The organism is Paraburkholderia sp. GAS42, from assembly GCF_050436565.1.
In the GTDB taxonomy this organism is placed as follows: Bacteria; Pseudomonadota; Gammaproteobacteria; order Burkholderiales; family Burkholderiaceae; genus Paraburkholderia.
On sequence record NZ_JBNDML010000026.1, the window covers coordinates 1 to 19,765 of the forward strand.

Here is a 19,765-nt window from a genome sequence, read left to right on the forward strand (position 1 = left end):
TGCGGATTGCCCGTGTGAAAGTAGGTAATCGTCAGGCTCCCCAGCAGCAACAGAAACCCCACCCCACAAAGGTGGGGTTTCTGCGTTTACCGCCCCCAAAAAGCCCGCCACCGACCCACCCGCCCGCCATCCGGCCGCTCCCGCAGACTGCGTATTCCACGTGCGCAGACTGCCCGCGTTAAAGCCCGAGCTGTATCACCCCGCATCCCGCCAGTGACGCTGTCCATACCAGATCCACGTTCACCCATTTCGTTCGCAGGCACGCCACACCGAAGCGGTCGAAGACCAGCAATGACACGATGCCGGTCGTGAGCAGCATCGCAGCCGTGTGAACGGCCAGGGCGGCAGCCGCAACCGCGGCAACGGGCGGGACACCTGAAAGGATCTGCGTGCCGGCAAGTGTTGCTGCCGAACCATCCGAAAGGCCATTGCAGATCGGCAGGAGCGCGGGAATCAGCATCAATCCCGCGCCATGCGCGCTCGACATGACGAATGACCAGGCGGTCAGTCCCACGAACCCGGCTTGCATGCCGACGCGAGAACGCATTCGATGGCCGCGTAACGCGTGCCACGCAGCCCATCCGATCAATATCACGCCACACACGCGATTCAACATATGATGGTCGATCGTCATGCTCAACGAGAGGCCCGCGACGAGCACGCATGCAGCCGCCATCGCGTGACCTAGCGCAACCGGAATCAGCGCCAGGAGCACCACCCGTCGGCTTCGTCGATACAGGCCGAGTGCGACAGCGAACAGCCATCCCATCGCGGGGTTGAGTCCGTGAAACGTCCCCAGTCCGGCGACGACAGCCCAGATCCACCACGGGGACGTCGAAAGATTCATCGATGTTACGGGTAGCAGTATGAATCCGAAGAACAGTCGCCGCCTTGCAGCCGGATTTGATGCGGACGATGTCCTGCTGGCCATTCAAGAAAGAATTTTTGATCGAATGTCAGACCGCCATCGGCGCCAGCATCGAGTTTAACCATCCAGCCGTCGATTCCCTCTGGATAGAACTGCGGGTCGACCGCGCCGTAGAGCGAGTTCGTGAAATAGACGCGTTTGCCATCGCGGCTTATCTCCACCATTTGTGGACCACCGTTCAGCGCATTCTCCGGTGCGGCAGGATGAGCCGCGCGCGACACGATTCCGCCGATTCGCACTTTGCCCACCTGCTTCGGCGCGAATGGATCAGATACGTCGTATTGCATCAGATCGCCCGTTCCCCAGCAGGAAACGTAGAGAAAGCGATCGTCCATTGATAGATCGATGTCCGTCACGAGCGGGGGCACAGCGCCGAACGACTGCAACACCGGCGGCAAAACGTCGGCACTGGCTGGCTCAGCGGGAATGTCGATAATCTTGCGCACGGCCCATGCGTTCCCGTCGCGGTACCAGACCCATATTGACGACGACAGGTCCTTCAGGCTGATCACGCAGTTGACGAAGCCATATGCCCTGGTCGGATCGTGCGCGGGACGCAGTTCGAAAACGAGCTGATACTCAGGACCGAAATCGATTTCCTGAAGATGCTTGCGGCGCGTGAGGTCCCAGAAGTGCAGCCGGCGACCATATCGCGCGCCTAGCAGGACCTCGGGAATCAACCCGTTTTCGAAGGTGTCGGGCGTTCCCCACTCGCTCGTCACAAGCGTGTCGTAGCCGAGATGCCACCAGCCGTCGTAGGCGAGTTGTTGCGGTCCGCGGTCGACTTCCCAGCGCCCCAGCGGCTCGAAACTTTGCGGATCCAGCAGAAAAACCCCGCCTGGCGCGCCGCCGTCGGCATTCCCCAGCGCAGTCAGATAGATGCCACCTGGGCCACAGTGGACCGTATGCGGTCGCGTGTAGCCGGTGCGGTCCGCGATCGTCTCCGGTTCGATGATTTTGGCGATGCTCGGCTTCAGTGGATCGGCCTTGGTATCGACGATGTAGATGCGCGATGAGCGCAGTCCGGGTACGACCAGATAGCGCCGCTCAGTGTGCGGATGCGGCGCATTGGGACACAGACACGACGAGCACGCGTTCCACCCGAAGTGATGCAGTTCGTCGCCGGTATTCGGCATCGGCAGCGTGCCGACGATGCTGGCGTAGTTTGGCGAATCGGGATCGACGTCGACGACTTCGATCGCGTCCGGCAGGTTGCGATCGGGGTCGAAGGCCGCGACGTACGCGAGCTTTTCGGGCGGCGCCTGCGCGGCAAGACGGGGTGACGGGTAAAAGCTCGGATCCGGCTTCCAGATGCCCATGGCGTTCCTCCGAGTGCCAGACAGTCAGCACGATGGGACAACACACATGAACTTTAGCCCCTCCAGACGATCGGTAAAGCTCGATATCCAATAAGCAAATTCATTGGATGCGCCAGTCTCATAGTTTGCGCGGCGATTCTGTGTGTTGGGGCCGCGCACGCTGCAATGCAGCACACTGCATCGCGCGGCATCGCGATTGATTCGCCGGAGCGGGCTTCAACAAGACCAGCGCGATACGTCGGCGGCGGCAACACCGGAGACGTAAAGGTCAGGCGACCCGGATCGCCTGACGTTGACGCATATCCGTCGACCGCTGCCAGATTTACGCCCGTTTGATCAGCCGGATGACAATGAGCAGCACAACGGCGCCAATCACCGCGGTGCCGATCGAACCGATCCATCCGCCGCCGAGGGAAATACCGAGCGCTCCGGCCAGCCAGCCGCCGATAAACGCTCCGACAACACCCACGATGATGTCGACGATCAATCCGAATCCGCCGCCTTTCACCAGCAGGCCGGCGAGCCAGCCTGCGACCGCACCAATGATCAGCCAGGCAAGAATGCCATGTTCCATATAATGGACTCCTATGTTTTAAGCGCGAACAATCACGCTGGCGGAGCTTAGTCGACGCGTCATAACGCGTCCATCATTGAGGCGAAAATTTACAATCTGCGCGACAGTTGCCTCGATTCGCGGCAACTGCACAGTTTTATTCGGGTGTCGGTTCCGCCTCGTTCGCGACCCAGCTCACGCTCGACACGCTTTTCTCCATGCTGATGCGGCTCGCCATCAGTTCCAGTTTTGGCTGATCTTTCGGGTGCAGCTTCAGCGTTGCCGTGACGCGAATGCGGCCGGCCTGATCCGCGACATCCTCGCTTGTGAGACTCTGGAATGACAGCGGCGTCGAATACATTGAGTTCGAAAGCACGGTACGGATATGGATCTCGTTGTCCTCGCGGCAGACGACGGTCAGCGCGTACTCGCGCACGAGATCCGCATTCGACACCGGTGTCGAATTGATCATCCGGCTCACTTCCCGCAGGACTGTATTCGTAAGCAGGACGATGACCGTGCCGGCCAGCGCCGGGCCATAGTGCCCGGCGCCGCACAGCACGCCAACGGCCGCCGAGCACCACAGCGTCGCGGCCGTATTGATGCCCTGAATGGAGCCCTTGTCGCGCATGATCACGCCGCCGCCGAGAAAGCCGACGCCGGATACGACATAGGCGGCAATCTGCGTGACGCCCGCTGTGCCATTGCCCGTTAGCACGCCGAGCAGGACGAAGAGACACGCGCCGCTTGCGACGAGCGTAATGGTGCGCAGGCCGGCATTGCGCTGGCGCATCTGCCGTTCAAGGCCAATCGCGACGCCGCAGGCGAAAGCGGCCAGCAGCCGCAGGACAAGATCGAATGTCATCAGTTTGATTACGACGGTTCATGCTTGCCCGCGCGCGCTACCCGGCCAATGCGTATGGCTGGCGAAGGATGCGCGGGCAAAACTTGCAGGTTGAACGAAACACGTGACAGTTGCGCGAAATGGCGCGATCAACGTCTGTGTAGCGATGCTTGCGAGCGGAAACACAGGCTCGCGATGCAAAAAAGCAACCGCCCCGCGGCAGGCCGCGGAGACTGAAAACAGTGCACGAGGATGAAGGTGACGCGCACCGTCTGCCAGGAGGGCAAGACGGCGGCAGGGGAAAGCTGGCGCGGAGGTCTTGCCGTCAGGCGGTCGGCTGGATCGAGGGTCGACTCGAACTACTGTCCACGATGGCTTCCTTTTCGAAAGAATGGGCGGATTTTAGGCTTTTGCACAAGGGCAGGTCAACCTGTCCGGAAAAGTATTCGTGAAGCGCGCCAGGACATCGCGGGTTGACCGCAACCCGGCGAATAGCCGCACCCGCCGGAGAACCCCTAGCACCGCGATGGCCGGTTTCGCGGCGACCGCATTCATCACTCTTCGATCGACGCGCCATGCTTGTCGCGCGTGAAAAGATCCCAGCAGCTCATGAACAGCGCGGCGACGAGCGGCCCGATCACGAAGCCGTTGATGCCCAGCATCGCCATGCCGCCTAACGTCGAGATCAGCACGACCCAGTCGGGCATCTTCGTATCCTTGCCGACGAGAATCGGGCGCAGCACGTTGTCCACCATGCCGATCACGATCGCGCAGAATGCAATCAGCCCGATCCCTTTCGCGAGTTCGCCGGTCAGCAGGAAATAGATCGCCACCGGTCCCCAGATCAGCGCCGCGCCGATCGCGGGCAGCAGCGACAGAAACGCCATCATCACGCCCCACAGCAGCGCGCCCTGTATGCCAATGAACCAGAACGCGATACCGCCCAGGCCGCCCTGAATGAGCGCCACCGCGACGTTGCCCTTGACGGTCGCGCGCACGACGGTCGTGAACTTGCGCACCAGATGCTGCTTGCGGTCTTCGTCGAGCGGAATCGCTTCGCGGATCAGGCGCGATATTTCGCGCCCATCGCGCACGAGAAAAAACAGCAGATAGAGCATGACGCCGAAGCTGATCAGAAATTGCAGCGTGTTCTGTCCGATGCTCAACGCCTGGCCCGCGAGAAACTGGCTGATCTGCGCTGCCCCCGCGGTGAGCTTCTGTTGCAGATCATAGATGTCGGTGAGCCCGACCTGATCGAGCAAACGCTGCGCGGAAGCCGGCAACGCGTGCACGACGTGGTCGAAGTAATTGCCGAAGTTCAGGTTGCCCGATTTCATCTGGCCATAGACAAGCGTGCCTTGCTGCACGAGCGTGCCGGCAACCAGCGTCAAGGGCAGGATCACGATTACGATACACAGCAGCAATGTCGTGAACGCCGCGAGATTGCGGCGACGGCCAAACCTGATCAGCAGACGGCGCTGCACGGGCTGGAAGAGAAGGGCGAGAATGCTGCCCCAGAAGATGGTATTGAAAAACGGCGCGAGGATGAAACATAGCGCAACGGACACCGCAAACAGGAGCAGGTAAAACGACGTTTGATGCAGTGATTTGTTGCCATCCATGATCCGGTTTTCATCCTTTCGATGCTGCGTCAGCACGAGTTTTACCACGGCAGTGAGCCGGGCGTACCACGACGAAGCCCGGTGACCAGACGCGGAATGCGGCCGGCCATGGCAGCCGGCAGGGCATGTCAGATGCCTTCAGCCGGTACGAGCCGGACGCGCGTGATTTCGGACGGCGCGCCGAGACGCTTTGGCGGGCCCCAGTAGCCGGTGCCGCGACTCGTGTACACCCACAGGCCGTTCATGCGCGCGAGGCCCGCTGTGAACGGCTGCTGAAGTCGCACGAAGAAATTCCACGGGAAAAATTGCCCGCCGTGCGTGTGCCCCGAGAGTTGCAGCGTGAAGCCGGCGTCAGCGGCGGCTTCCGCGCTGCGCGGCTGGTGCGCGAGCAGCACGCGGATCAGTACGTCGCCGGGCGCGCCTGTCAGTGCGGCGGCCGGATCGCTGCGATGTGCAGGATCGAAATGTCCCGCGGAAAAGTCGGTCACGCCCGCGATGATCGCCTGCGCGCCCCTGTGTTCAACGACGACGTGCTCGTTCATCAGCACCGTCAGGCCGAGCCGGCGAAACTCATCGATCCATGCATGCGCACCGGAGTAGTACTCGTGATTGCCAGTGACGAGATACGCGCCGTGCAATGCGCTTAGCCGCGACAGCGGGCGCGTGTGATCTGAAAGCTGTTCGACGCTGCCGTCGACCACGTCGCCCGTTACCGCGATCAGGTCGGGCTTGAGCTTGTTGACCGCATCGACGATCGCATCGACGTAACTGCGCTTGATGGTCGGGCCGACGTGAATATCGCTGATCTGGACGATCGTAAAGCCGTCGAGCGCAGCGGGCAGGTCGTCGATCGGCACGTCGATCGTGACCACGCGTGCGCGCCGGCGCGCATTGAAAAGACCGACTGCCGTCGAAAGCAACGCGAGCAGCGGCACGGCTGCCGCGGTATCGGTGCGCCATACCGCGAGCGGGATGGTGTGCGGCCAGATCGCGTCGATAGTCAGCAGCGAGGCGAGCAACAGATCGCGCCCGAACGTCAGCACGAGCAGCGACGAGAAGAAGCCCATGCCCATCAGGCCGATCCACGCGAGGCGATCGCCGAGCGGCTGTTGCTCGATGGTTCGCGCGAGCATCCCGAGCGGAATCACAAACACCGACAGTACAAGCCACAGGGCGGCGAGCACACGCCACGTGGTGCCAACCGGCAGGTCGGGAATCAGGCGAAAGCCGACATAAATGTGCAGCAGGATACCGATGAAGATGATGCGAGCCAGAAACGAAAATGATCGGCGCATAGAGGGGTAGTTGACGCGGAAGGAAGCAACCGGCGCTGAAGGAACGCGGCAGCGCCCGGAGACGAAACGGCGGGCAGGCAAACCATTCTACCGAGAGTTTGAGAGGGGTGCCGGCGGCCTGCAGAACGGCCTTTGGCGAAAACGTCAAAGGCTTGGCGCGCATGTCGCCATGTACGCTGGATTTCGTGCATCGCAGCATGTGCACGGGCCGTTGAAACTTGCCGCCAGCAATGAACTAAACAGGTTTTGAATTGCGTATGGAGATCGACTATTCTCAAATTGAACCGTGTCGTTGCTGATCGCGTTTTCTGTCTCGGGGGCCGGATTCTTCCAGCGCCGAGGCGGTCCAAACCGGTGACGGTCATGGTTCGATCTATCGCCGGCTTCAGAGAGCGATATGGGAGACGAATGATGAAAACGACACGGACTGTCGCTCACGACAGCCACACGGGCCACCGCGTGCATCATGTCGGCCACGAAGGCAGCCATGTGATGCTGCCGCTTGTGGTGCTCTCGGTGATGGCGCTCGCGTTGTATTTCGGCGTGCGGCAGATCGAGTTTTCCGAGCTCGGCCGAAGTGCGCTTTTCGACGTGGTGATGGTGTGCGTGGCACTGGGCATCGCCGGATTTTTCGGCGTCGTGGGCGCGTGGTTGCGCTCAAATGGCGACGAGGCAGAAGAGGGTTTCTGTTTTGTCGGCGCCCTGATCGGCACGATCGTTTTCTATGTGGCGCTTTTCGCCTGAATGCCTCGCGCCACGCCCATCCATACGGACACATCGCGCCGGCATCCGGTCGAAAATCTCAGACGAACTTCGCGGCTTCGTCGAACGTGAAGCGCGGATTGCGCGGGTACAGTTTCGACGCGTCGCCGTAGCCGAGATTGATCAGGAAATTCGATTTCAGCGTTGTGCCGGCGAAGAACGCCTCGTCGACCCGTTCCTGATCGAAGCCGGACATCGGACCGGCGTCGAGACCCAGCGCCCGCGCGGCCATGATCAGATAGCCGCCTTGTAGCGTTCCGTTGCGAAATGCGGTGTCCGCGATGAGCTTATCGTTACCGGCGAACCAGCTGCGCGCGTCGGCCTGCGGGAACAGTTTCGGCAGATGCTCGTAGAACGCCATATCCATCGCGACGATCACCGTCACCGGCGCCGCCATCGTTTTATCCAGATTGCCGGGCGCCATCGCGGGACGGAGTTTTTCCTTGCCCTCGGGCGTCTTCACGAACACGAACCTCCCGGGGCTCGAATTGGCGGATGTTGGCGCGAGCAGCGCGAGCTCGACGACTTGCAGGAGCAGCGCGTCGTCGACGGGTTTCGGCAGCCAGGCGTTGTGCGTGCGAGCGGTGCGAAACAGCTGATCGAGTGCTTCGTTTGAGAGCGTCATGGGAAACCCCGCGAGATAGAAAAGGGATGAAAGCGCAAGGTGGCGGATGATGCACCCCGCTTCGGCATTCATAATAACGATGGTTTCTCTTTGACGGATCGATGGTGACGCGTTCACCGGAAATGCACACATGCCCGACCTCTTCAACGATCTTCCCGCACCTGACGTCGACTGGTATCCCGAGTGGCTTTCGCCCGAGGTCGCGTCGGTCGCGCTCGCGCGCATCGTCGACGAAGTCGCGTGGAAGCAGGACACGATGATGACGCCCGCTGGCCGCGTGCCGTTGCCACGGTTGACCGCGTGGCAGGGCGAGCCGGATGCTGTCTACGTGTACTCGGGCATCCGCAACGTGCCTGACGCGTGGACGCCCGCTGTGGCCGAACTGAAGGCCGCCGCTGAAGCGACCAGTGGCGTGCGCTTTAACAGCGTGCTGTTGAACCGCTACCGAAGCGGTAACGACAGCATGGGCTGGCATGCCGATCGCGAACCCGAACTCGGCGCGCAGCCGGTGATCGCGTCGGTGAGCCTGGGCGTCGCGCGCACGTTTGATCTGAAGCACAACCGGACGGGTGTCGTGCAGTCGTATGCGCTTAAAGGCGGAAGCCTGCTCGTGATGCGCGGTCGGACACAGGCGGAATGGCGGCATCGTGTGCCGAAAGAACTTCGCGTAGAGGGCGAGCGCGTCAATCTGACGTTTCGCTTTGTGACGCCGCGCGGATAACTGCCGGGCCGGCGAGCTCCGCTGCCGGTTCTGCGGTGGTGACCCGCAGAACCAGCGTCGCAGCGTGGGCCGGAGCGGGCGTACCCGGATCCGCGAAATCGCTGAAGTAGTGCCAGCGTGCGAGCACCCGCCGCGCGTAGCCGTGCGTGCCGCCGCTGTACCGGTTAAGCGCCGCGCCCATGTCGCCACCTGCCTGATCGATATAGCGCCGCAGGATCGACGTTCCCACGTAGATGTTGCCATCCGGATCATGAATGTCGGTGCGCGGCGCGGTGTCTCGCTGTGTTGCCGGCATGACCTGCATGAGCCCGATCGCGCCCGCGGAACTCGTCGCGTGCGGATCGAAGCTCGATTCGGTCTGGATGATCGCCAGAATCAGCGACATCGGTACCCGCAGCTTCCCGGCCGTCCGCTCGACCGCGTCGACGATATGTTCCGCGCGTGCTTCCGTCACCCGAAACTGCCCGGTGAGGATCCGGACGACGCTCACGTGCCTGGCTCGCGCCGCTTCGTCGCCGTTGTCGTTGCTGCCGCTGGTGGCCGCGGCGCGGCTCGCGCCTGAAGCCATTGCGAGCGTCAGCGCGACGCACAGCGCACCGACGGTCCTGCTCACCGGATGACTGATCATGTCCATCGATATCACTACAAAGCCAGGGTGATGCAAGACTAGCGTGCCCGTTGTAGGGAGCGTCTAAAGACATCGGGTGGCGGTATCAGGAAAACGTAAACAAGCGGGCACGATTTCTTGCGAGTCGCGATCCCGCTTCGTGCGTTGCAGCGGGCCACTCCATATCAAAACTGGTATGGGTTCGGCAAATCAAATGATTGGACGCTTCGGGAGGGAGCCACTACGCTTGGTTTCGTCCCCATCTGGCGCGGCCAACAGGCGGGGGCAACCTATACAGAACAAAGATCAGGAGACAGTCATGACCATTTCACGACGCACCGCGTTGCGCACACTCGCGGCCTGCGTGGGCGCGGGCGCCCTCACGCTCTCCGCCTTCAGCGCGCAGGCAGAAGACAAGAAGATCACATTGGGCTTCGCGCAGGTGGGCGCCGAAAGCGCCTGGCGCACGGCCAACACCGAATCGGTGAAGTCCGCCGCCGCGGACGCGAAAATCAACCTCAAATTCTCCGACGCCCAGCAGAAGCAGGAAAACCAGATCAAGGCGATCCGTTCGTATATCGCGCAGAAGGTCGACGTGATTGCGTTCTCGCCGGTCGTGGAATCGGGCTGGGAACCTGTGCTGCTTGAAGCAAAAGCCGCAAAGATTCCCGTGATCCTGACCGACCGCAACATCGACGTGAAAGACACGTCGCTCTACGTGACGATGATCGGTTCGGACTTCATGGAAGAAGGGCGGCGCGGTGGCCACTGGATCGCAGATCACTACAAAAACGACAAAGGCCCCGTCAACATCGCCGAACTGCAGGGAACGGTCGGCTCCGCGCCGGCGAATGACCGCCATTCCGGCCTGCTCGAAGTGATCAAGAACGATCCGAAATTCAAGATCATCGCGTCCCAAAGCGGCGACTTTACGCTGGCCGGTGGCAAACAGGTCATGGAAGCGTTTATCAAAACTTATGGAAATAAAATTAATTTAGTTTATGCGCATAACGACGACATGGCGCTGGGTGCAATCCAGGCCATGGAGGAAGCCGGCATGCATCCGGGCAAGGATGTGATCGTCGTTTCGTTCGATGCGACGAAGGGCGGCTTCCAGGCGATGGCGGCGGGCAAGATGAACGTCGATGTGGAATGCAGCCCGCTGCTCGGACCGCAACTGATGTCGGCCGTGAAAGACGTGGTGGCCGGCAAGCCTTTGCCGAAGCGCATTCTGACTGAGGAGACCGTATTCCCGATGAGCGTCGCGGCGCAGACGCTCCCGACGCGTAAATACTGATCGCGCCTTTGAACGCGTTGTAGCCAGTTTCTCCAGTGTGGTGCCTCAACGCCGTCCGTTGCTGCGACAACGGACGGCGTCTTTTCAACCGACCATCAAAGGTCTATGGCCCATCCGACACCTGAACCAGCATTGCCCAACGCCCGCCCGGCGCCCAACGTCCATGGAGCGCCCGCGGGCGAACGCGCGCCAGTGCTCGAAACGAGAGGCATCAGCAAGACGTTTCCAGGCGTAAAGGCCCTGCAGAACGTCGACTTCCGTCTTTATCCCGGCGAAATTCACACGCTGATGGGGCAGAACGGCGCGGGCAAATCGACATTGATCAATGTGCTCACGGGCGTTGTGGCGCCCGACGGCGGCGAGATCCACCTTGGCGGCGCAGCTGTGCAGTTCGCATCGCCGCAGGAAGCGGAGGCCGCGGGCATCCGCACGCTGTATCAGGAAGTGAATCTGTGTCCGAACCTGTCGGTGGCGGAGAACATCTTCGCGGGCCGGCAGCCGAAGCGGTTCGGTCGTATCGACTGGCCTGAAATCAGGCGGCGCGCGGAGGCGGCGCTTGCGCGTCTGAACGTCTCGCTGGATGTCACGAAGTCGCTCGACGCGTACCCGATCGCCGTGCAGCAGATGGTGGCGATTGCGCGCGCGATTTCCGTCGATGCGCGCGTGCTGATTCTTGACGAACCCACGTCGAGCCTCGACGACGGCGAAGTCGCACAGCTTTTCGAAATACTACGGAATCTTAAGCAATCGGGCATCGCGATCCTGTTCGTCACGCATTTTCTCGAGCAGACGTACGCGATTTCCGATCGGATCACCGTGATGCGCAACGGCGAGCGCGAAGGTGAGTATCTTGCGCGCGATCTGTCGGCGGACCGGCTCGTGTCGAAGATGGTCGGGCATGAGCGGATGAGCACGCGTCTGAAGGAGGCCGCGCGCGAAGGTCCGGCGGATAAGGCAACGGTGCCGCCGTTCGTCGAGTTGCGTGGCGTCGGGCGGCGCGGCACGATCCAGCCGCTGGATATCGACGTGCAACCCGGCCAGATTCTGGGGCTCGCCGGCCTGCTTGGTTCTGGCCGCACGGAGACAGCGCGTCTCCTGTTCGGCGCGGATCGCGCGGATAGCGGCACGATCACGATCGACGGCCACACGGTGCGGCTGCGTTCGCCGCACGACGCGGTGCGTCACGGCATCGGTTATTGCCCCGAAGACCGCAAGAAGGAGGGCATCGTCGCGGAGTTGTCGATCCGCGAAAACATCCTGCTCGCGCTGCAGGCGAAGCGCGGCTGGCTGCGCAAGATCAGCCGGCGCCGCGCGCGCGAAATCGCCGACACATGGATCGAGCGCCTCGGCATCAAGGCGTCCGACGCAGAGCAGCCGATCGGTCTGCTGTCGGGCGGCAACCAGCAGAAAGCGTTGCTCGCGCGCTGGCTCGCCACCGATCCGAAAATCCTGATTCTCGACGAGCCGACACGCGGCATCGACGTCGCCGCGAAGTTCGACATCATGGACCGGATGCTCGCGCTGTGCGGCAAGGGGCTGGGCATTCTGTTCATCTCGTCGGAAGTCAGCGAGGTCGTGCGCGTGAGCCATCGCGTCGCGGTGCTGCGCGACCGTCGCAAGATCGCGGAAGTGGCTGGCAACGTCTCGAACGAAGACGACATCTATCGACTCATCGCAGGAAGCGCCGAATGAAAATACCAAACTGGCTCGGGCGCGAAGGCGCCGAACGACCGCTCGTCTGGCCTTGCGTGACGCTTGTGCTGCTATTTCTGCTCGACCTGTGGGTCAATCCGAATTTCCTGTCGATACGCATGCTTGACGGTCACCTGTTCGGCGCACCGATCGATATCCTGAATCGCGCGGCGCCGCTGGTGCTCGTCGCGACCGGCATGACGCTCGTGATCGCGACGCGCGGCATCGATATTTCAGTCGGCGCTGTGGTCGCCATCGCGGGCGCGGCGGCGGCCACGACGCTCGCCAGCAACGCGGTGCCGACGCCCGCGCTCGTCGCGCAGGCGCTGTGCGCGGCGCTTGTCGTGGGCGTACTGAGCGGGATGTGGAACGGCCTCCTGGTGTCGTTCGTCGGCATGCAGCCGATCATCGCCACGCTGATCCTGATGGTCGCCGGACGCGGCGTCGCGCAACTGCTGACGGCCGGCCAGATCATTCCGATCGGCGCGCCGGGCTATCTGTTCGTCGGCGGCGGCTATCTGCTGGGCGTCCCGTTTTCGGTGTGGGTTGCGACGGCCGCCGTGCTGGCGACGGCGCTTCTTGTCGAAGGCACGGCGCTCGGGCTTTTCATCCGCGCGATCGGCGTGAATCCGGTTGCGACGCGGCTGGTCGGTCTGCGCTCGAAGGCGATTGTGTTTGCGGTGTACGGATTCTCGGGGCTGACGGCGTCGATGGCGGGCATCCTGATCAGCTCGAACGTGCGCAGCGCCGATGGCAACAATGCCGGCCTGCTGCTCGAACTCGATGCGATTCTCGCGGTGACGCTGGGTGGCACGTCGCTGCTTGGCGGCCGGTTCAGTCTGGCGGGCACGGTGCTCGGCGCGCTGATCATCCAGACGCTTACGTACACGACGTATTCGATCGGCGTGCCGCCCGAAGCGACGCTCGTCGTCAAGGCGGCGGTCGTGCTGGCGGTGAGCGTGATCCAGTCGCCGTCCGCACGCGCGATGGCGATGACGCTGGTTACACAGCGCGGGGTGGCGCGATGAGCCGCCTTTCAGCTGCCTTCATCCGCATTTTCGATCCACGCACCTTGCCGCTTGCGGTGACGATCGCGCTCTTCTGCGCGCTGTTCGGCTTCGGTTCGGTGATGTACACGGGCTTCTTCTCGTGGCAGGTGCTGCTCGATCTGCTCGTCGACAATGCGTTTCTGCTGATTGTCGCGATCGGTATGACGTTCGTGATCGTCTCCGGCGGCATCGATCTGTCGGTGGGTTCGGTCGTCGCGCTGACGACGATTGTCGAAGCCGTGCTTGCCGAACGCGCGCATCTATCGGTGTGGATCATTCTGCCGATCGTGCTCGTGATGGGCACGCTGTTCGGTGCAGTGCAGGGCGCGCTGATCCACTTCTTCCGGCTGCAGCCGTTCATCGTGACGCTCGCGGGCATGTTCTTCGCGCGCGGCCTGTGCTTTCTCATCACGACGCAATCGATCACGATCAGCGATCCGACGTTCAAGGCTATTTCCGCGTACCGGCTGAAAATCGGCACAGGGTCCGTGAGCGCGAACGTGCTGATCGCAATGACGACGCTCGTCGCGGCCATCTTTATCGCGCACTTCACGCGCTTCGGGCGCAACGTCTACGCGATCGGCGGCAATGCGCGCTCGGCGTTACTGATGGGCTTGCCGGTCGCGCGTACGAAAGTCGGCGTCTATGCGCTGAGCGGATTCTGTTCGGCGCTGGGCGGCGCGGTCTTCACGTTCTACGTGCTGTCGGGATATGGCCTGCAGGGGCAGGGCATGGAACTCGACGCGATCGCCGCAACGGTGATCGGCGGGACGTTGCTGACGGGTGGCGTCGGTTATGTGATCGGTTCACTCTTCGGCGTTGGCATTCTCGGCACGATCCAGACGTTGATCACCTTCGACGGCACGCTCAGTTCGTGGTGGACGCGCATCGTGATCGGCGCGCTGCTATGTGCGTTCTGCCTGCTGCAGCGGTTGATCGAGCGCCATGCGCGCGGCGCGCGACGGACTGGCGGGACGGGTGCGGTCGCGACGGTGGATCGCAGGCGCGTGCATTCGTCGCGCGAAGAAACGGGCGCTGACTCCGGTTCCAGGCCGGATGCGATGGGCGGCTTGCAGAAGGCTGGGCCGTAACCAGACGGTCTTTTCTGGTGCTGTGGGCATCGCGCTGGAATGAGCGGCCCCGCGATCATTCGATGAATGATGCGGGGCTCTTCTTTTTGTCGGGAGCCACTGGGCATGAGATTCATCCTATGCCATTTGCCGTGCTAGAATGTACCAACATTGTATTTACATGCCGCCTTTAACCGCATAGCATTTCCACTCCGGGTGACGCCATGAAAACGACGATTCGCAAAATGGGTAATTCGCATGGCGTACTGATCCCGAAACCGATCTTGACTCAACTGGGACTGGAGGACGAAGTGGAAATGCTGGTAGAAGGTGATGCGCTGGTGTTGCGCCGGCCAAAGCAGAAGGTGCGTGCGGGTTGGGCGGAGGCGAGCCGGGCGCTCGCTGCGTCGGGCAACGACAGTCTCGTGATGGGCGAGTTTCCAAACGCGGACGACGCGGGGCTCGTGTGGTAGCGCGGGGTGAAGTCTGGCTGGTCGCGCTCGATCCCACCATCGGTAGCGAAATCCAGAAAACGCGACCGTGCGTGGTGGTCTCACCGGCCGAGTTGCACGACCATCTGCGCACGGTCATCGTCGCGCCGATGACCACCAGTGGCAAGCCCGCGCCCTTTCGTGTGCCGCTAACGTTTCAGCGCGAGAAGGGTCTTGTGCTGCTCGACCAGATTCGCACGGTCGACAAGACGCGGCTTGCGAAGAAAGCGGGTGTGGTGTCGGAACTGGCGCTGTCGAACGCGTTGTCGACGTTGCAGGAAATCTTTCTGGAGTAGCGCGAGGGCGCACTGTGCGTCAGCGGTCGCTGGCTTCGATGCGTCGGCGCAGCGTTTCAGCAAGTCGTTCGAACGCGATGGTGTTCGCCGCGAGCGCGGATACCTCCGGGAAGGCTTCTCGCGTGATGTCGGTCAGTACCTGTCCCGGCGGGGCCTCGACCACAACGCGTGTCCCCATTTCGATCATGACAGTTAGCGCATCGAACCACCGCACGGTGTAACGCATGTTGGTGGCGAGGTCGTCGCGAATCGCTTCGGGCGTGTGCAATGGCCGGCCTCCGCGGTTCCCAACATACGTGCTGACGGGCGCTCGAAACGGAATGTCTCTGGCGAAATCGAGCAGTTCATCGCTCGCATGTGCAAGCAGTTTGCAGTGCGAGGGCACGCTGACCGCAAGCCGTGTCGCCTTGCGGGCACCTGCGGCACGCGCACGCTCGATGAACGCGTCGAGTGCATCGTTGGCGCCGGCCATCACAATTTGACGTGGCGCGTTGACGTTTCCGATATAGACCGGCGTTCGGCCTTCACTCGCGTGGTCTGCGGCGAGCTTTTCCAGTTCATGCTCGGTCAGCCCGCTTATTGCTGCCAGGCCGTAACCCGACGGATACGCGGTTTCCATCAGCTCGGCGCGCTTGCGCACCATGCGAAGGGCATCGTCGAAAGCCAGCGCGCCGCAACTCACCGCCGCTGGGTACGCGCCGACGGAAAGGCCAGCGCTGACATCCGGCGTCAGGTGTTCGGCCGCGAGTGCGCGCACGGTCGCGACACCTGCGACAACGAGCCCGATCTGCACGGCAACGGTCGAGCGGAGCGCTTCGGCTGTGTCGAGCGTCAGGACGTCGGTGTTCAGGGCGTTTGACGCTTCTTCAAACGTCTCGTTTGCCGATGTGTGCCCCGCCAGGCGGCGCAGATAGCCTTCCTGCTGCGCGCCCTGGCCGGGAAATACAAAGGCAGGCATCAGGCATCGTCCGTTTTGACGAACCACGGATCGGCGACGAGGCACGGGCCTTGCGCATGCCGCGCCATCACGTGCGCCTTTCCGGCTGCAAGTTCAGCGAGCGCGATCCCGCCAGCAGGCGTTTCGAGTTGCGCATCGATGCGAATGCCTTCGCGTTCCGCGTGCAGCTGCAGTTCGGCCAGCAAGGCGACCGCGGCTTCTTTGGGCAAGCTCGCCGGTGCGCGAATCAGCAGATCGAGATCGCTCGACGCGGTAACGGTCGGCACGTGGGTCGCAAGTTCGAAGCCGACGCTGCCAGCCGGTCCCCACACAAACCGTTTGAGGTTCGCCGCGTCGTGTTGCAATGCCGTCAGCGCGATGAAGGCGGGCAGCGTGCGCCGGTCCGACAGAGGCGCAGCATCGACCAGATCTTCGGGCGCGATCGTGGCTTCGACGTCGAAGGCCTGCGCCCACGTGCCGTAGCGCTCGGCTCGACGGGTTCCGCGCATGCCGATCGCAACGAAGCCTGCTGCGGCCTGTGCGCGTCGCACGACAGCGAAGGGCGCGTGGGCAAACGCATCGCGCACCCACGCCGGCTCGCCGTCGAAGTGGCGCAGGTGACGCAACCTCAGCAGGTCGTGTGCATGCCAACGCGCGGTTCCGTTGCCGGCCGGACCGGCAGCGTCGCGAGTCGTTTCGTCAACCGTTTCGCTGGAAAACGGCGGCGCGGTGCAGATACGCATCAGGTCGCATCCCACTGTTCGGCCAGTCGCCGGCGCACTTCGATCGATGCCGCACGTGTTGCTTTCGCCGTGTCGGACTGGAGCCGGTGGGACAGATCACGCGCTCCGTCACGCGCGGCGCGAGCCGACTCGACCAGGACCTGACGCACGCGCTCGATCTGCGTTTCATTGGGCGCATCGGCGTCGATCCCTTCGATCAACTGATCGAGCAGACCCAGCTTTGCGAACGAAGTCATCGAATACGACATCGGCACGATCTTCTCGCCGAGCGCATCGAGTTCCTCGACGGTGCGCCGGGTCACGCGTGCCGCGGCGTCCTTGCCCATCGCGTGGACCATCGTGCCGGGCGCGTCGAGTGCGACGATCCGGTTCGCCTGATAGCCGTGCGCGAGAAACGCACCGGACATCGCCGGCCCGACGATCAGCGCGACGACAGGATGGCCGGCGTCGCGTGCGGACGCATACGCATCGACGGCCGCCGCGCACGCCAGGTGGATGCCGAGCATCTCTTCGCGATAGCCGTACGCCTGGCTTTTGACGTCGACGATCGCGACGATCGGCCTGCGTGTGCCCGCGTGAGCATCCGCTGCGATCGTCTCGCGCACAGCACGCGCCAGCAGCCATCCCTGTTCAAGCCCGACGACGTTATCGGTCGCGCGGGGAAAACGGTTCATGGGATCGGGCACCACCGCGATAAAGCGCGCGGCTTCATCGCCAAGCAATGCGTCGGCGCTCCAGACGGGCGCGGCCGTCACCGGTTCGCCAGCGAGCGCGCGGAACCAGCGCGCACCGCGTGTCAGTGACGTGTCGTTCATGCGTCCTCCTTCTGGCCGGCCGTGGCGGTTGCCCGGAAGACAGCGCGCATCGATTCAGGCGAGACCGTAGCCGGATCGATATCAGCGAGCCTTGCGAGATACGTGTCCACTTCTTCGCTGCGATGCGCAGCCGGCACACCGCGCGAAAACACCTGGCGCACGATATCGTGCACGGCGGTGGCGTCGTCGCTAACGAGGATATCGGCGAGCCCGGCCGCCGCGCGTTGCTCGCCGCCGATCAGTTGCCAGATGCGGCGCCGGTCGCTGGCGTCGAGTTCTTCGATGCCGGCTTCCTGCTCGATCACTTCGGGGCCGTTCATGCCGAGGCGTCCCTGTTTCGTCACCACAAGATATGAGCACAACGCCGCCGCCAGCGACATCCCGCCAAAGCAGCCCACCATGCCCGCAATCACGCCGACCACGGGCACATGCCGGCGCAGTGCCACAATGGCGGCCTGGATTTCGGCGATTCCCGCGAGCCCGAGGTTCGCTTCCTGCAATCGCACGCCGCCGGTTTCGAACAGCACGACGGGCCGCACGATCCGGCCGCGCTCGCAGTCGCGCAGCGCCAGTTCAAGCGCGCCCGCGATCTTGCTGCCCGACACCTCGCCGATGCTGCCGCCCTGAAACGCCGACTCGATCGCGGCAACGACCGCTGGCTGGCCGTCGATCGTGCCACGCGCGATCACCGCGCCGTCATCGGCCTGGCAGACGATGCCCTGCATCGGCAGCCACGGCGATTCGATACGGTCGAACGGGCCGAGCAGTTCGCGAAACGTGCCGGCGTCGAGCAATGAACGCGCACGTTCGCGCGCGGACAACTCGATGAAGCTTTCGTGCAGCAGCGCGGGAACAGCTGTTTCAAGGGTGCTCATGCGGCATCTCCCGATCCGGCTTCCTCGATGGCTTCGGCGAGTCGCAGCGCGACAACGCCGGGCGTCGCGCCGAAATCGTTGATCTCGATCTGCGCCGCGCCGTCGTAGCGCGAAAAAAACCGGTCGAGCACGTGCTTCCAGATGTGGCTGTAGCCGTCGACGCTCGTACGCACGATCACATGCGCGCTCATCGTATCGGCCGGCGACAGCAGCACCTCCAGATCGCCCGAGCCGACGACGCCGACGTGCGCGCGTGTCGTGACAGCGCGTCGCGCCGGATAGTCGAAAGTCAGATGTTCCATGGTTCAGCACTCCCGCTGGTGATTCCGCTGGCGTCGCGTTGAATGAGTGTGTCGATGAAGAGGGTGGCGGCGAGCAGATCGGCTGAGCCGCCGGGCGATGCGTTGAGTGTCATCAATTCGCTTTCGAGCGCGGCGAGCGCCATGCGACCAGGCAGTGAGGCACTGCCGCCGCATGCGAGTACCCGTCGCGCGCCCTGCTTGCCGGCGGCAAGACCCGGCAGCCCGGCGCGATGAAGCAGGCAGGTATCGTCAAGCGACACCATGATCGAAAGCAGGGTGTCGATGCGCGCCGCGTTTTCCGGGATGCCATCGGCGCGCGCGCGATGCAGCGCGGGCAGGCCAATGTCGATCACGTGTGGAAAGCCATCCTGCGCTTCCCGCCGCGCGCCGCCGACGTGATAACGCTGGCGCACACGCTCCCCGTGGCTCTCGCTGACAGGAGCGGCAAAGCGGTCGGGAAAGCACGCGATCTGCGCGGCGGATTCGCAAATCGATGAGGCCTGCGCGGCCTCATCTCCACAAATCGCCGCGCCCGCCGCCAGCAACCCGAGAATCCAGATCGCGCCGCGATGCGCGTTACTGCCGCCGGTGGCCTGCATCATCGCGAGCTCGCCCGCGCGACCGATCTGCGCCAGTTCAGCGCGCAACGTCGCGGAAGGCACACGTCCGCGCGAAACGCGGGCGAGCGCGGCAAATGTCGGTCCGAGCGCGTTCGCCGACCGAATCATTGTCGCAAGATCGAGATCCCGATGCGCGCCGCTTCCGCGTCGGTCGACGAGTGCGGGTTTCGGCGTCAGTTGCGCTTCCTCGATCAGCGCGGTCACGGCGTACGCGGCCAGCTGGGCGTCGGAAAGCGGCGGCAACGCGCGCCGCGTGTTATCGTCGCACTTCGCACTACGACGGACAGCGCGCGCGGGCATCA

The 19,765-nt window shown here is 63.1% G+C and carries 22 protein-coding genes; 8 read left to right on the forward strand and 14 right to left on the reverse strand.

Going from position 1 to position 19,765, the window contains the following annotated elements:
- Nucleotides 1-178: 178 nt before the first annotated feature.
- From P3T16_RS29455 to P3T16_RS29480, 6 genes are all read right to left on the reverse strand, one after another.
- The gene (locus tag P3T16_RS29455) at nucleotides 179-847 is read right to left on the reverse strand and encodes a hypothetical protein (protein ID WP_429344935.1); all 669 of its coding nucleotides are present in this window, start codon (nucleotides 845-847) and stop codon (nucleotides 179-181) included.
- Between the two features lie 5 nt (nucleotides 848-852).
- A complete protein-coding gene (locus P3T16_RS29460; protein ID WP_429344936.1) occupies nucleotides 853-2,247 on the reverse strand; it encodes a selenium-binding family protein in 1,395 nt (464 codons plus the stop codon).
- 322 nt (nucleotides 2,248-2,569) lie between these two features.
- Nucleotides 2,570-2,821: a GlsB/YeaQ/YmgE family stress response membrane protein gene (locus P3T16_RS29465; RefSeq protein WP_429257230.1), complete on the reverse strand. Its 252-nt coding sequence runs from the start codon at nucleotides 2,819-2,821 to the stop codon at nucleotides 2,570-2,572.
- 136 nt (nucleotides 2,822-2,957) lie between these two features.
- Nucleotides 2,958-3,665, reverse strand: coding sequence for an MgtC/SapB family protein (locus P3T16_RS29470; RefSeq protein WP_429344937.1), 708 nt, complete (start codon nucleotides 3,663-3,665; stop codon nucleotides 2,958-2,960).
- Nucleotides 3,666-4,198: 533 nt separating this feature from the next.
- Nucleotides 4,199-5,266 (reverse strand): AI-2E family transporter, encoded by a 1,068-nt coding sequence (locus P3T16_RS29475; protein WP_429257232.1) that lies wholly within the window; start codon nucleotides 5,264-5,266, stop codon nucleotides 4,199-4,201.
- Between the two features lie 128 nt (nucleotides 5,267-5,394).
- Complete coding sequence (locus tag P3T16_RS29480; protein WP_429257233.1) at nucleotides 5,395-6,561, reverse strand: metallophosphoesterase; 1,167 nt, start codon at nucleotides 6,559-6,561, stop codon at nucleotides 5,395-5,397.
- Nucleotides 6,562-6,972: 411 nt separating this feature from the next.
- On the opposite strand from P3T16_RS29480, the gene P3T16_RS29485 reads away from it, so the two are divergent.
- Nucleotides 6,973-7,305: a hypothetical protein gene (locus P3T16_RS29485; protein ID WP_429257234.1), complete on the forward strand. Its 333-nt coding sequence runs from the start codon at nucleotides 6,973-6,975 to the stop codon at nucleotides 7,303-7,305.
- A gap of 58 nt (nucleotides 7,306-7,363) precedes the next feature.
- Here P3T16_RS29485 and P3T16_RS29490 read toward each other — a convergent pair whose 3' ends face one another.
- On the reverse strand, nucleotides 7,364-7,948 hold the full coding sequence (locus P3T16_RS29490; RefSeq protein WP_429344938.1) for a malonic semialdehyde reductase: 585 nt from the start codon (nucleotides 7,946-7,948) through the stop codon (nucleotides 7,364-7,366).
- A 130-nt stretch (nucleotides 7,949-8,078) separates the two neighbouring features.
- Here P3T16_RS29490 and P3T16_RS29495 point away from each other — a divergent pair, with 130 nt between their 5' ends.
- Complete coding sequence (locus P3T16_RS29495) at nucleotides 8,079-8,669, forward strand: alpha-ketoglutarate-dependent dioxygenase AlkB family protein (RefSeq protein WP_429344939.1); 591 nt, start codon at nucleotides 8,079-8,081, stop codon at nucleotides 8,667-8,669.
- On the opposite strand, the gene P3T16_RS29500 is transcribed toward P3T16_RS29495, so the two are convergent.
- Nucleotides 8,632-9,303 carry a lytic transglycosylase domain-containing protein gene (locus P3T16_RS29500; RefSeq protein WP_429344940.1) on the reverse strand — a complete coding sequence of 224 codons (672 nt, stop codon included), beginning with the start codon at nucleotides 9,301-9,303 and terminating at the stop codon, nucleotides 8,632-8,634. The genes P3T16_RS29495 and P3T16_RS29500 overlap by 38 nt on opposite strands.
- A 292-nt stretch (nucleotides 9,304-9,595) precedes the next feature.
- Between P3T16_RS29500 and P3T16_RS29505 the strand changes: the two genes are divergently transcribed.
- The 6 genes from P3T16_RS29505 (at nucleotide 9,596) to P3T16_RS29530 (ending at nucleotide 15,171) form a co-directional block, all read left to right on the forward strand.
- Entirely contained in the window at nucleotides 9,596-10,573 is a 978-nt protein-coding gene (locus P3T16_RS29505) for an ABC transporter substrate-binding protein (protein ID WP_429257522.1), read from the forward strand.
- Between the two features lie 105 nt (nucleotides 10,574-10,678).
- Entirely contained in the window at nucleotides 10,679-12,265 is a 1,587-nt protein-coding gene (locus P3T16_RS29510; protein WP_429344941.1) for a sugar ABC transporter ATP-binding protein, read from the forward strand.
- Nucleotides 12,262-13,293, forward strand: a complete 1,032-nt coding sequence (locus P3T16_RS29515; protein WP_429344942.1) for an ABC transporter permease — start codon at nucleotides 12,262-12,264, stop codon at nucleotides 13,291-13,293. Before P3T16_RS29510 ends, P3T16_RS29515 begins: the two co-directional genes overlap by 4 nt.
- Nucleotides 13,290-14,405, forward strand: a complete 1,116-nt coding sequence (gene yjfF, locus P3T16_RS29520) for a galactofuranose ABC transporter, permease protein YjfF (protein ID WP_429344943.1) — start codon at nucleotides 13,290-13,292, stop codon at nucleotides 14,403-14,405. The genes P3T16_RS29515 and yjfF overlap by 4 nt, the downstream gene beginning before the upstream one ends.
- A gap of 203 nt (nucleotides 14,406-14,608) precedes the next feature.
- The gene (locus P3T16_RS29525) at nucleotides 14,609-14,857 is read left to right on the forward strand and encodes an AbrB/MazE/SpoVT family DNA-binding domain-containing protein (RefSeq protein WP_429257241.1); all 249 of its coding nucleotides are present in this window, start codon (nucleotides 14,609-14,611) and stop codon (nucleotides 14,855-14,857) included.
- Nucleotides 14,851-15,171: a type II toxin-antitoxin system PemK/MazF family toxin gene (locus tag P3T16_RS29530; RefSeq protein ID WP_429344944.1), complete on the forward strand. Its 321-nt coding sequence runs from the start codon at nucleotides 14,851-14,853 to the stop codon at nucleotides 15,169-15,171. Before P3T16_RS29525 ends, P3T16_RS29530 begins: the two co-directional genes overlap by 7 nt.
- Before the next feature lie 19 nt (nucleotides 15,172-15,190).
- Here the strand turns inward: P3T16_RS29530 and mdcH are convergent, their stop codons facing one another.
- Genes mdcH through P3T16_RS29560 form a run of 6 tightly spaced genes read right to left on the reverse strand, consistent with a single transcriptional unit; the run spans nucleotide 15,191 to nucleotide 19,763 of the window.
- Nucleotides 15,191-16,129 carry a malonate decarboxylase subunit epsilon gene (gene mdcH, locus P3T16_RS29535; RefSeq protein WP_429344945.1) on the reverse strand — a complete coding sequence of 313 codons (939 nt, stop codon included), beginning with the start codon at nucleotides 16,127-16,129 and terminating at the stop codon, nucleotides 15,191-15,193.
- The gene (locus P3T16_RS29540) at nucleotides 16,129-16,851 is read right to left on the reverse strand and encodes a malonate decarboxylase holo-ACP synthase (protein ID WP_429344946.1); all 723 of its coding nucleotides are present in this window, start codon (nucleotides 16,849-16,851) and stop codon (nucleotides 16,129-16,131) included. Before P3T16_RS29540 ends, mdcH begins: the two co-directional genes overlap by 1 nt.
- On the reverse strand, nucleotides 16,851-17,666 hold the full coding sequence (gene mdcE, locus P3T16_RS29545) for a biotin-independent malonate decarboxylase subunit gamma (protein WP_429344947.1): 816 nt from the start codon (nucleotides 17,664-17,666) through the stop codon (nucleotides 16,851-16,853). Before mdcE ends, P3T16_RS29540 begins: the two co-directional genes overlap by 1 nt.
- Nucleotides 17,663-18,541, reverse strand: a complete 879-nt coding sequence (locus P3T16_RS29550) for a biotin-independent malonate decarboxylase subunit beta (protein ID WP_429344948.1) — start codon at nucleotides 18,539-18,541, stop codon at nucleotides 17,663-17,665. The genes mdcE and P3T16_RS29550 overlap by 4 nt, the downstream gene beginning before the upstream one ends.
- Entirely contained in the window at nucleotides 18,538-18,843 is a 306-nt protein-coding gene (locus P3T16_RS29555) for a malonate decarboxylase subunit delta (RefSeq protein ID WP_429257247.1), read from the reverse strand. Before P3T16_RS29555 ends, P3T16_RS29550 begins: the two co-directional genes overlap by 4 nt.
- Complete coding sequence (locus P3T16_RS29560; RefSeq protein WP_429344949.1) at nucleotides 18,831-19,763, reverse strand: triphosphoribosyl-dephospho-CoA synthase; 933 nt, start codon at nucleotides 19,761-19,763, stop codon at nucleotides 18,831-18,833. Before P3T16_RS29560 ends, P3T16_RS29555 begins: the two co-directional genes overlap by 13 nt.
- Nucleotides 19,764-19,765: the final 2 nt, after the last annotated feature.

What these genes read in the sequence shown, in the direction of transcription:
- P3T16_RS29455 (WP_429344935.1), bottom strand. Translation starts at nt 847, where the DNA reads ATGAATCTTTCGACGTCCCCGTGGTGGATCTGGGCTGTCGTCGCCGGA.
- P3T16_RS29460 (WP_429344936.1), bottom strand. Translation starts at nt 2,247, where the DNA reads ATGGGCATCTGGAAGCCGGATCCGAGCTTTTACCCGTCACCCCGTCTT.
- P3T16_RS29465 (WP_429257230.1), bottom strand. Translation starts at nt 2,821, where the DNA reads ATGGAACATGGCATTCTTGCCTGGCTGATCATTGGTGCGGTCGCAGGC.
- P3T16_RS29470 (WP_429344937.1), bottom strand. Translation starts at nt 3,665, where the DNA reads ATGACATTCGATCTTGTCCTGCGGCTGCTGGCCGCTTTCGCCTGCGGC.
- P3T16_RS29475 (WP_429257232.1), bottom strand. Translation starts at nt 5,266, where the DNA reads ATGGATGGCAACAAATCACTGCATCAAACGTCGTTTTACCTGCTCCTG.
- P3T16_RS29480 (WP_429257233.1), bottom strand. Translation starts at nt 6,561, where the DNA reads ATGCGCCGATCATTTTCGTTTCTGGCTCGCATCATCTTCATCGGTATC.
- P3T16_RS29485 (WP_429257234.1), top strand. Translation starts at nt 6,973, where the DNA reads ATGAAAACGACACGGACTGTCGCTCACGACAGCCACACGGGCCACCGC.
- P3T16_RS29490 (WP_429344938.1), bottom strand. Translation starts at nt 7,948, where the DNA reads ATGACGCTCTCAAACGAAGCACTCGATCAGCTGTTTCGCACCGCTCGC.
- P3T16_RS29495 (WP_429344939.1), top strand. Translation starts at nt 8,079, where the DNA reads ATGCCCGACCTCTTCAACGATCTTCCCGCACCTGACGTCGACTGGTAT.
- P3T16_RS29500 (WP_429344940.1), bottom strand. Translation starts at nt 9,303, where the DNA reads ATGGACATGATCAGTCATCCGGTGAGCAGGACCGTCGGTGCGCTGTGC.
- P3T16_RS29505 (WP_429257522.1), top strand. Translation starts at nt 9,596, where the DNA reads ATGACCATTTCACGACGCACCGCGTTGCGCACACTCGCGGCCTGCGTG.
- P3T16_RS29510 (WP_429344941.1), top strand. Translation starts at nt 10,679, where the DNA reads ATGGCCCATCCGACACCTGAACCAGCATTGCCCAACGCCCGCCCGGCG.
- P3T16_RS29515 (WP_429344942.1), top strand. Translation starts at nt 12,262, where the DNA reads ATGAAAATACCAAACTGGCTCGGGCGCGAAGGCGCCGAACGACCGCTC.
- yjfF (WP_429344943.1), top strand. Translation starts at nt 13,290, where the DNA reads ATGAGCCGCCTTTCAGCTGCCTTCATCCGCATTTTCGATCCACGCACC.
- P3T16_RS29525 (WP_429257241.1), top strand. Translation starts at nt 14,609, where the DNA reads ATGAAAACGACGATTCGCAAAATGGGTAATTCGCATGGCGTACTGATC.
- mdcH (WP_429344945.1), bottom strand. Translation starts at nt 16,129, where the DNA reads ATGCCTGCCTTTGTATTTCCCGGCCAGGGCGCGCAGCAGGAAGGCTAT.
- P3T16_RS29540 (WP_429344946.1), bottom strand. Translation starts at nt 16,851, where the DNA reads ATGCGTATCTGCACCGCGCCGCCGTTTTCCAGCGAAACGGTTGACGAA.
- mdcE (WP_429344947.1), bottom strand. Translation starts at nt 17,666, where the DNA reads ATGAACGACACGTCACTGACACGCGGTGCGCGCTGGTTCCGCGCGCTC.
- P3T16_RS29550 (WP_429344948.1), bottom strand. Translation starts at nt 18,541, where the DNA reads ATGAGCACCCTTGAAACAGCTGTTCCCGCGCTGCTGCACGAAAGCTTC.
- P3T16_RS29555 (WP_429257247.1), bottom strand. Translation starts at nt 18,843, where the DNA reads ATGGAACATCTGACTTTCGACTATCCGGCGCGACGCGCTGTCACGACA.
- P3T16_RS29560 (WP_429344949.1), bottom strand. Translation starts at nt 19,763, where the DNA reads ATGCCCGCGCGCGCTGTCCGTCGTAGTGCGAAGTGCGACGATAACACG.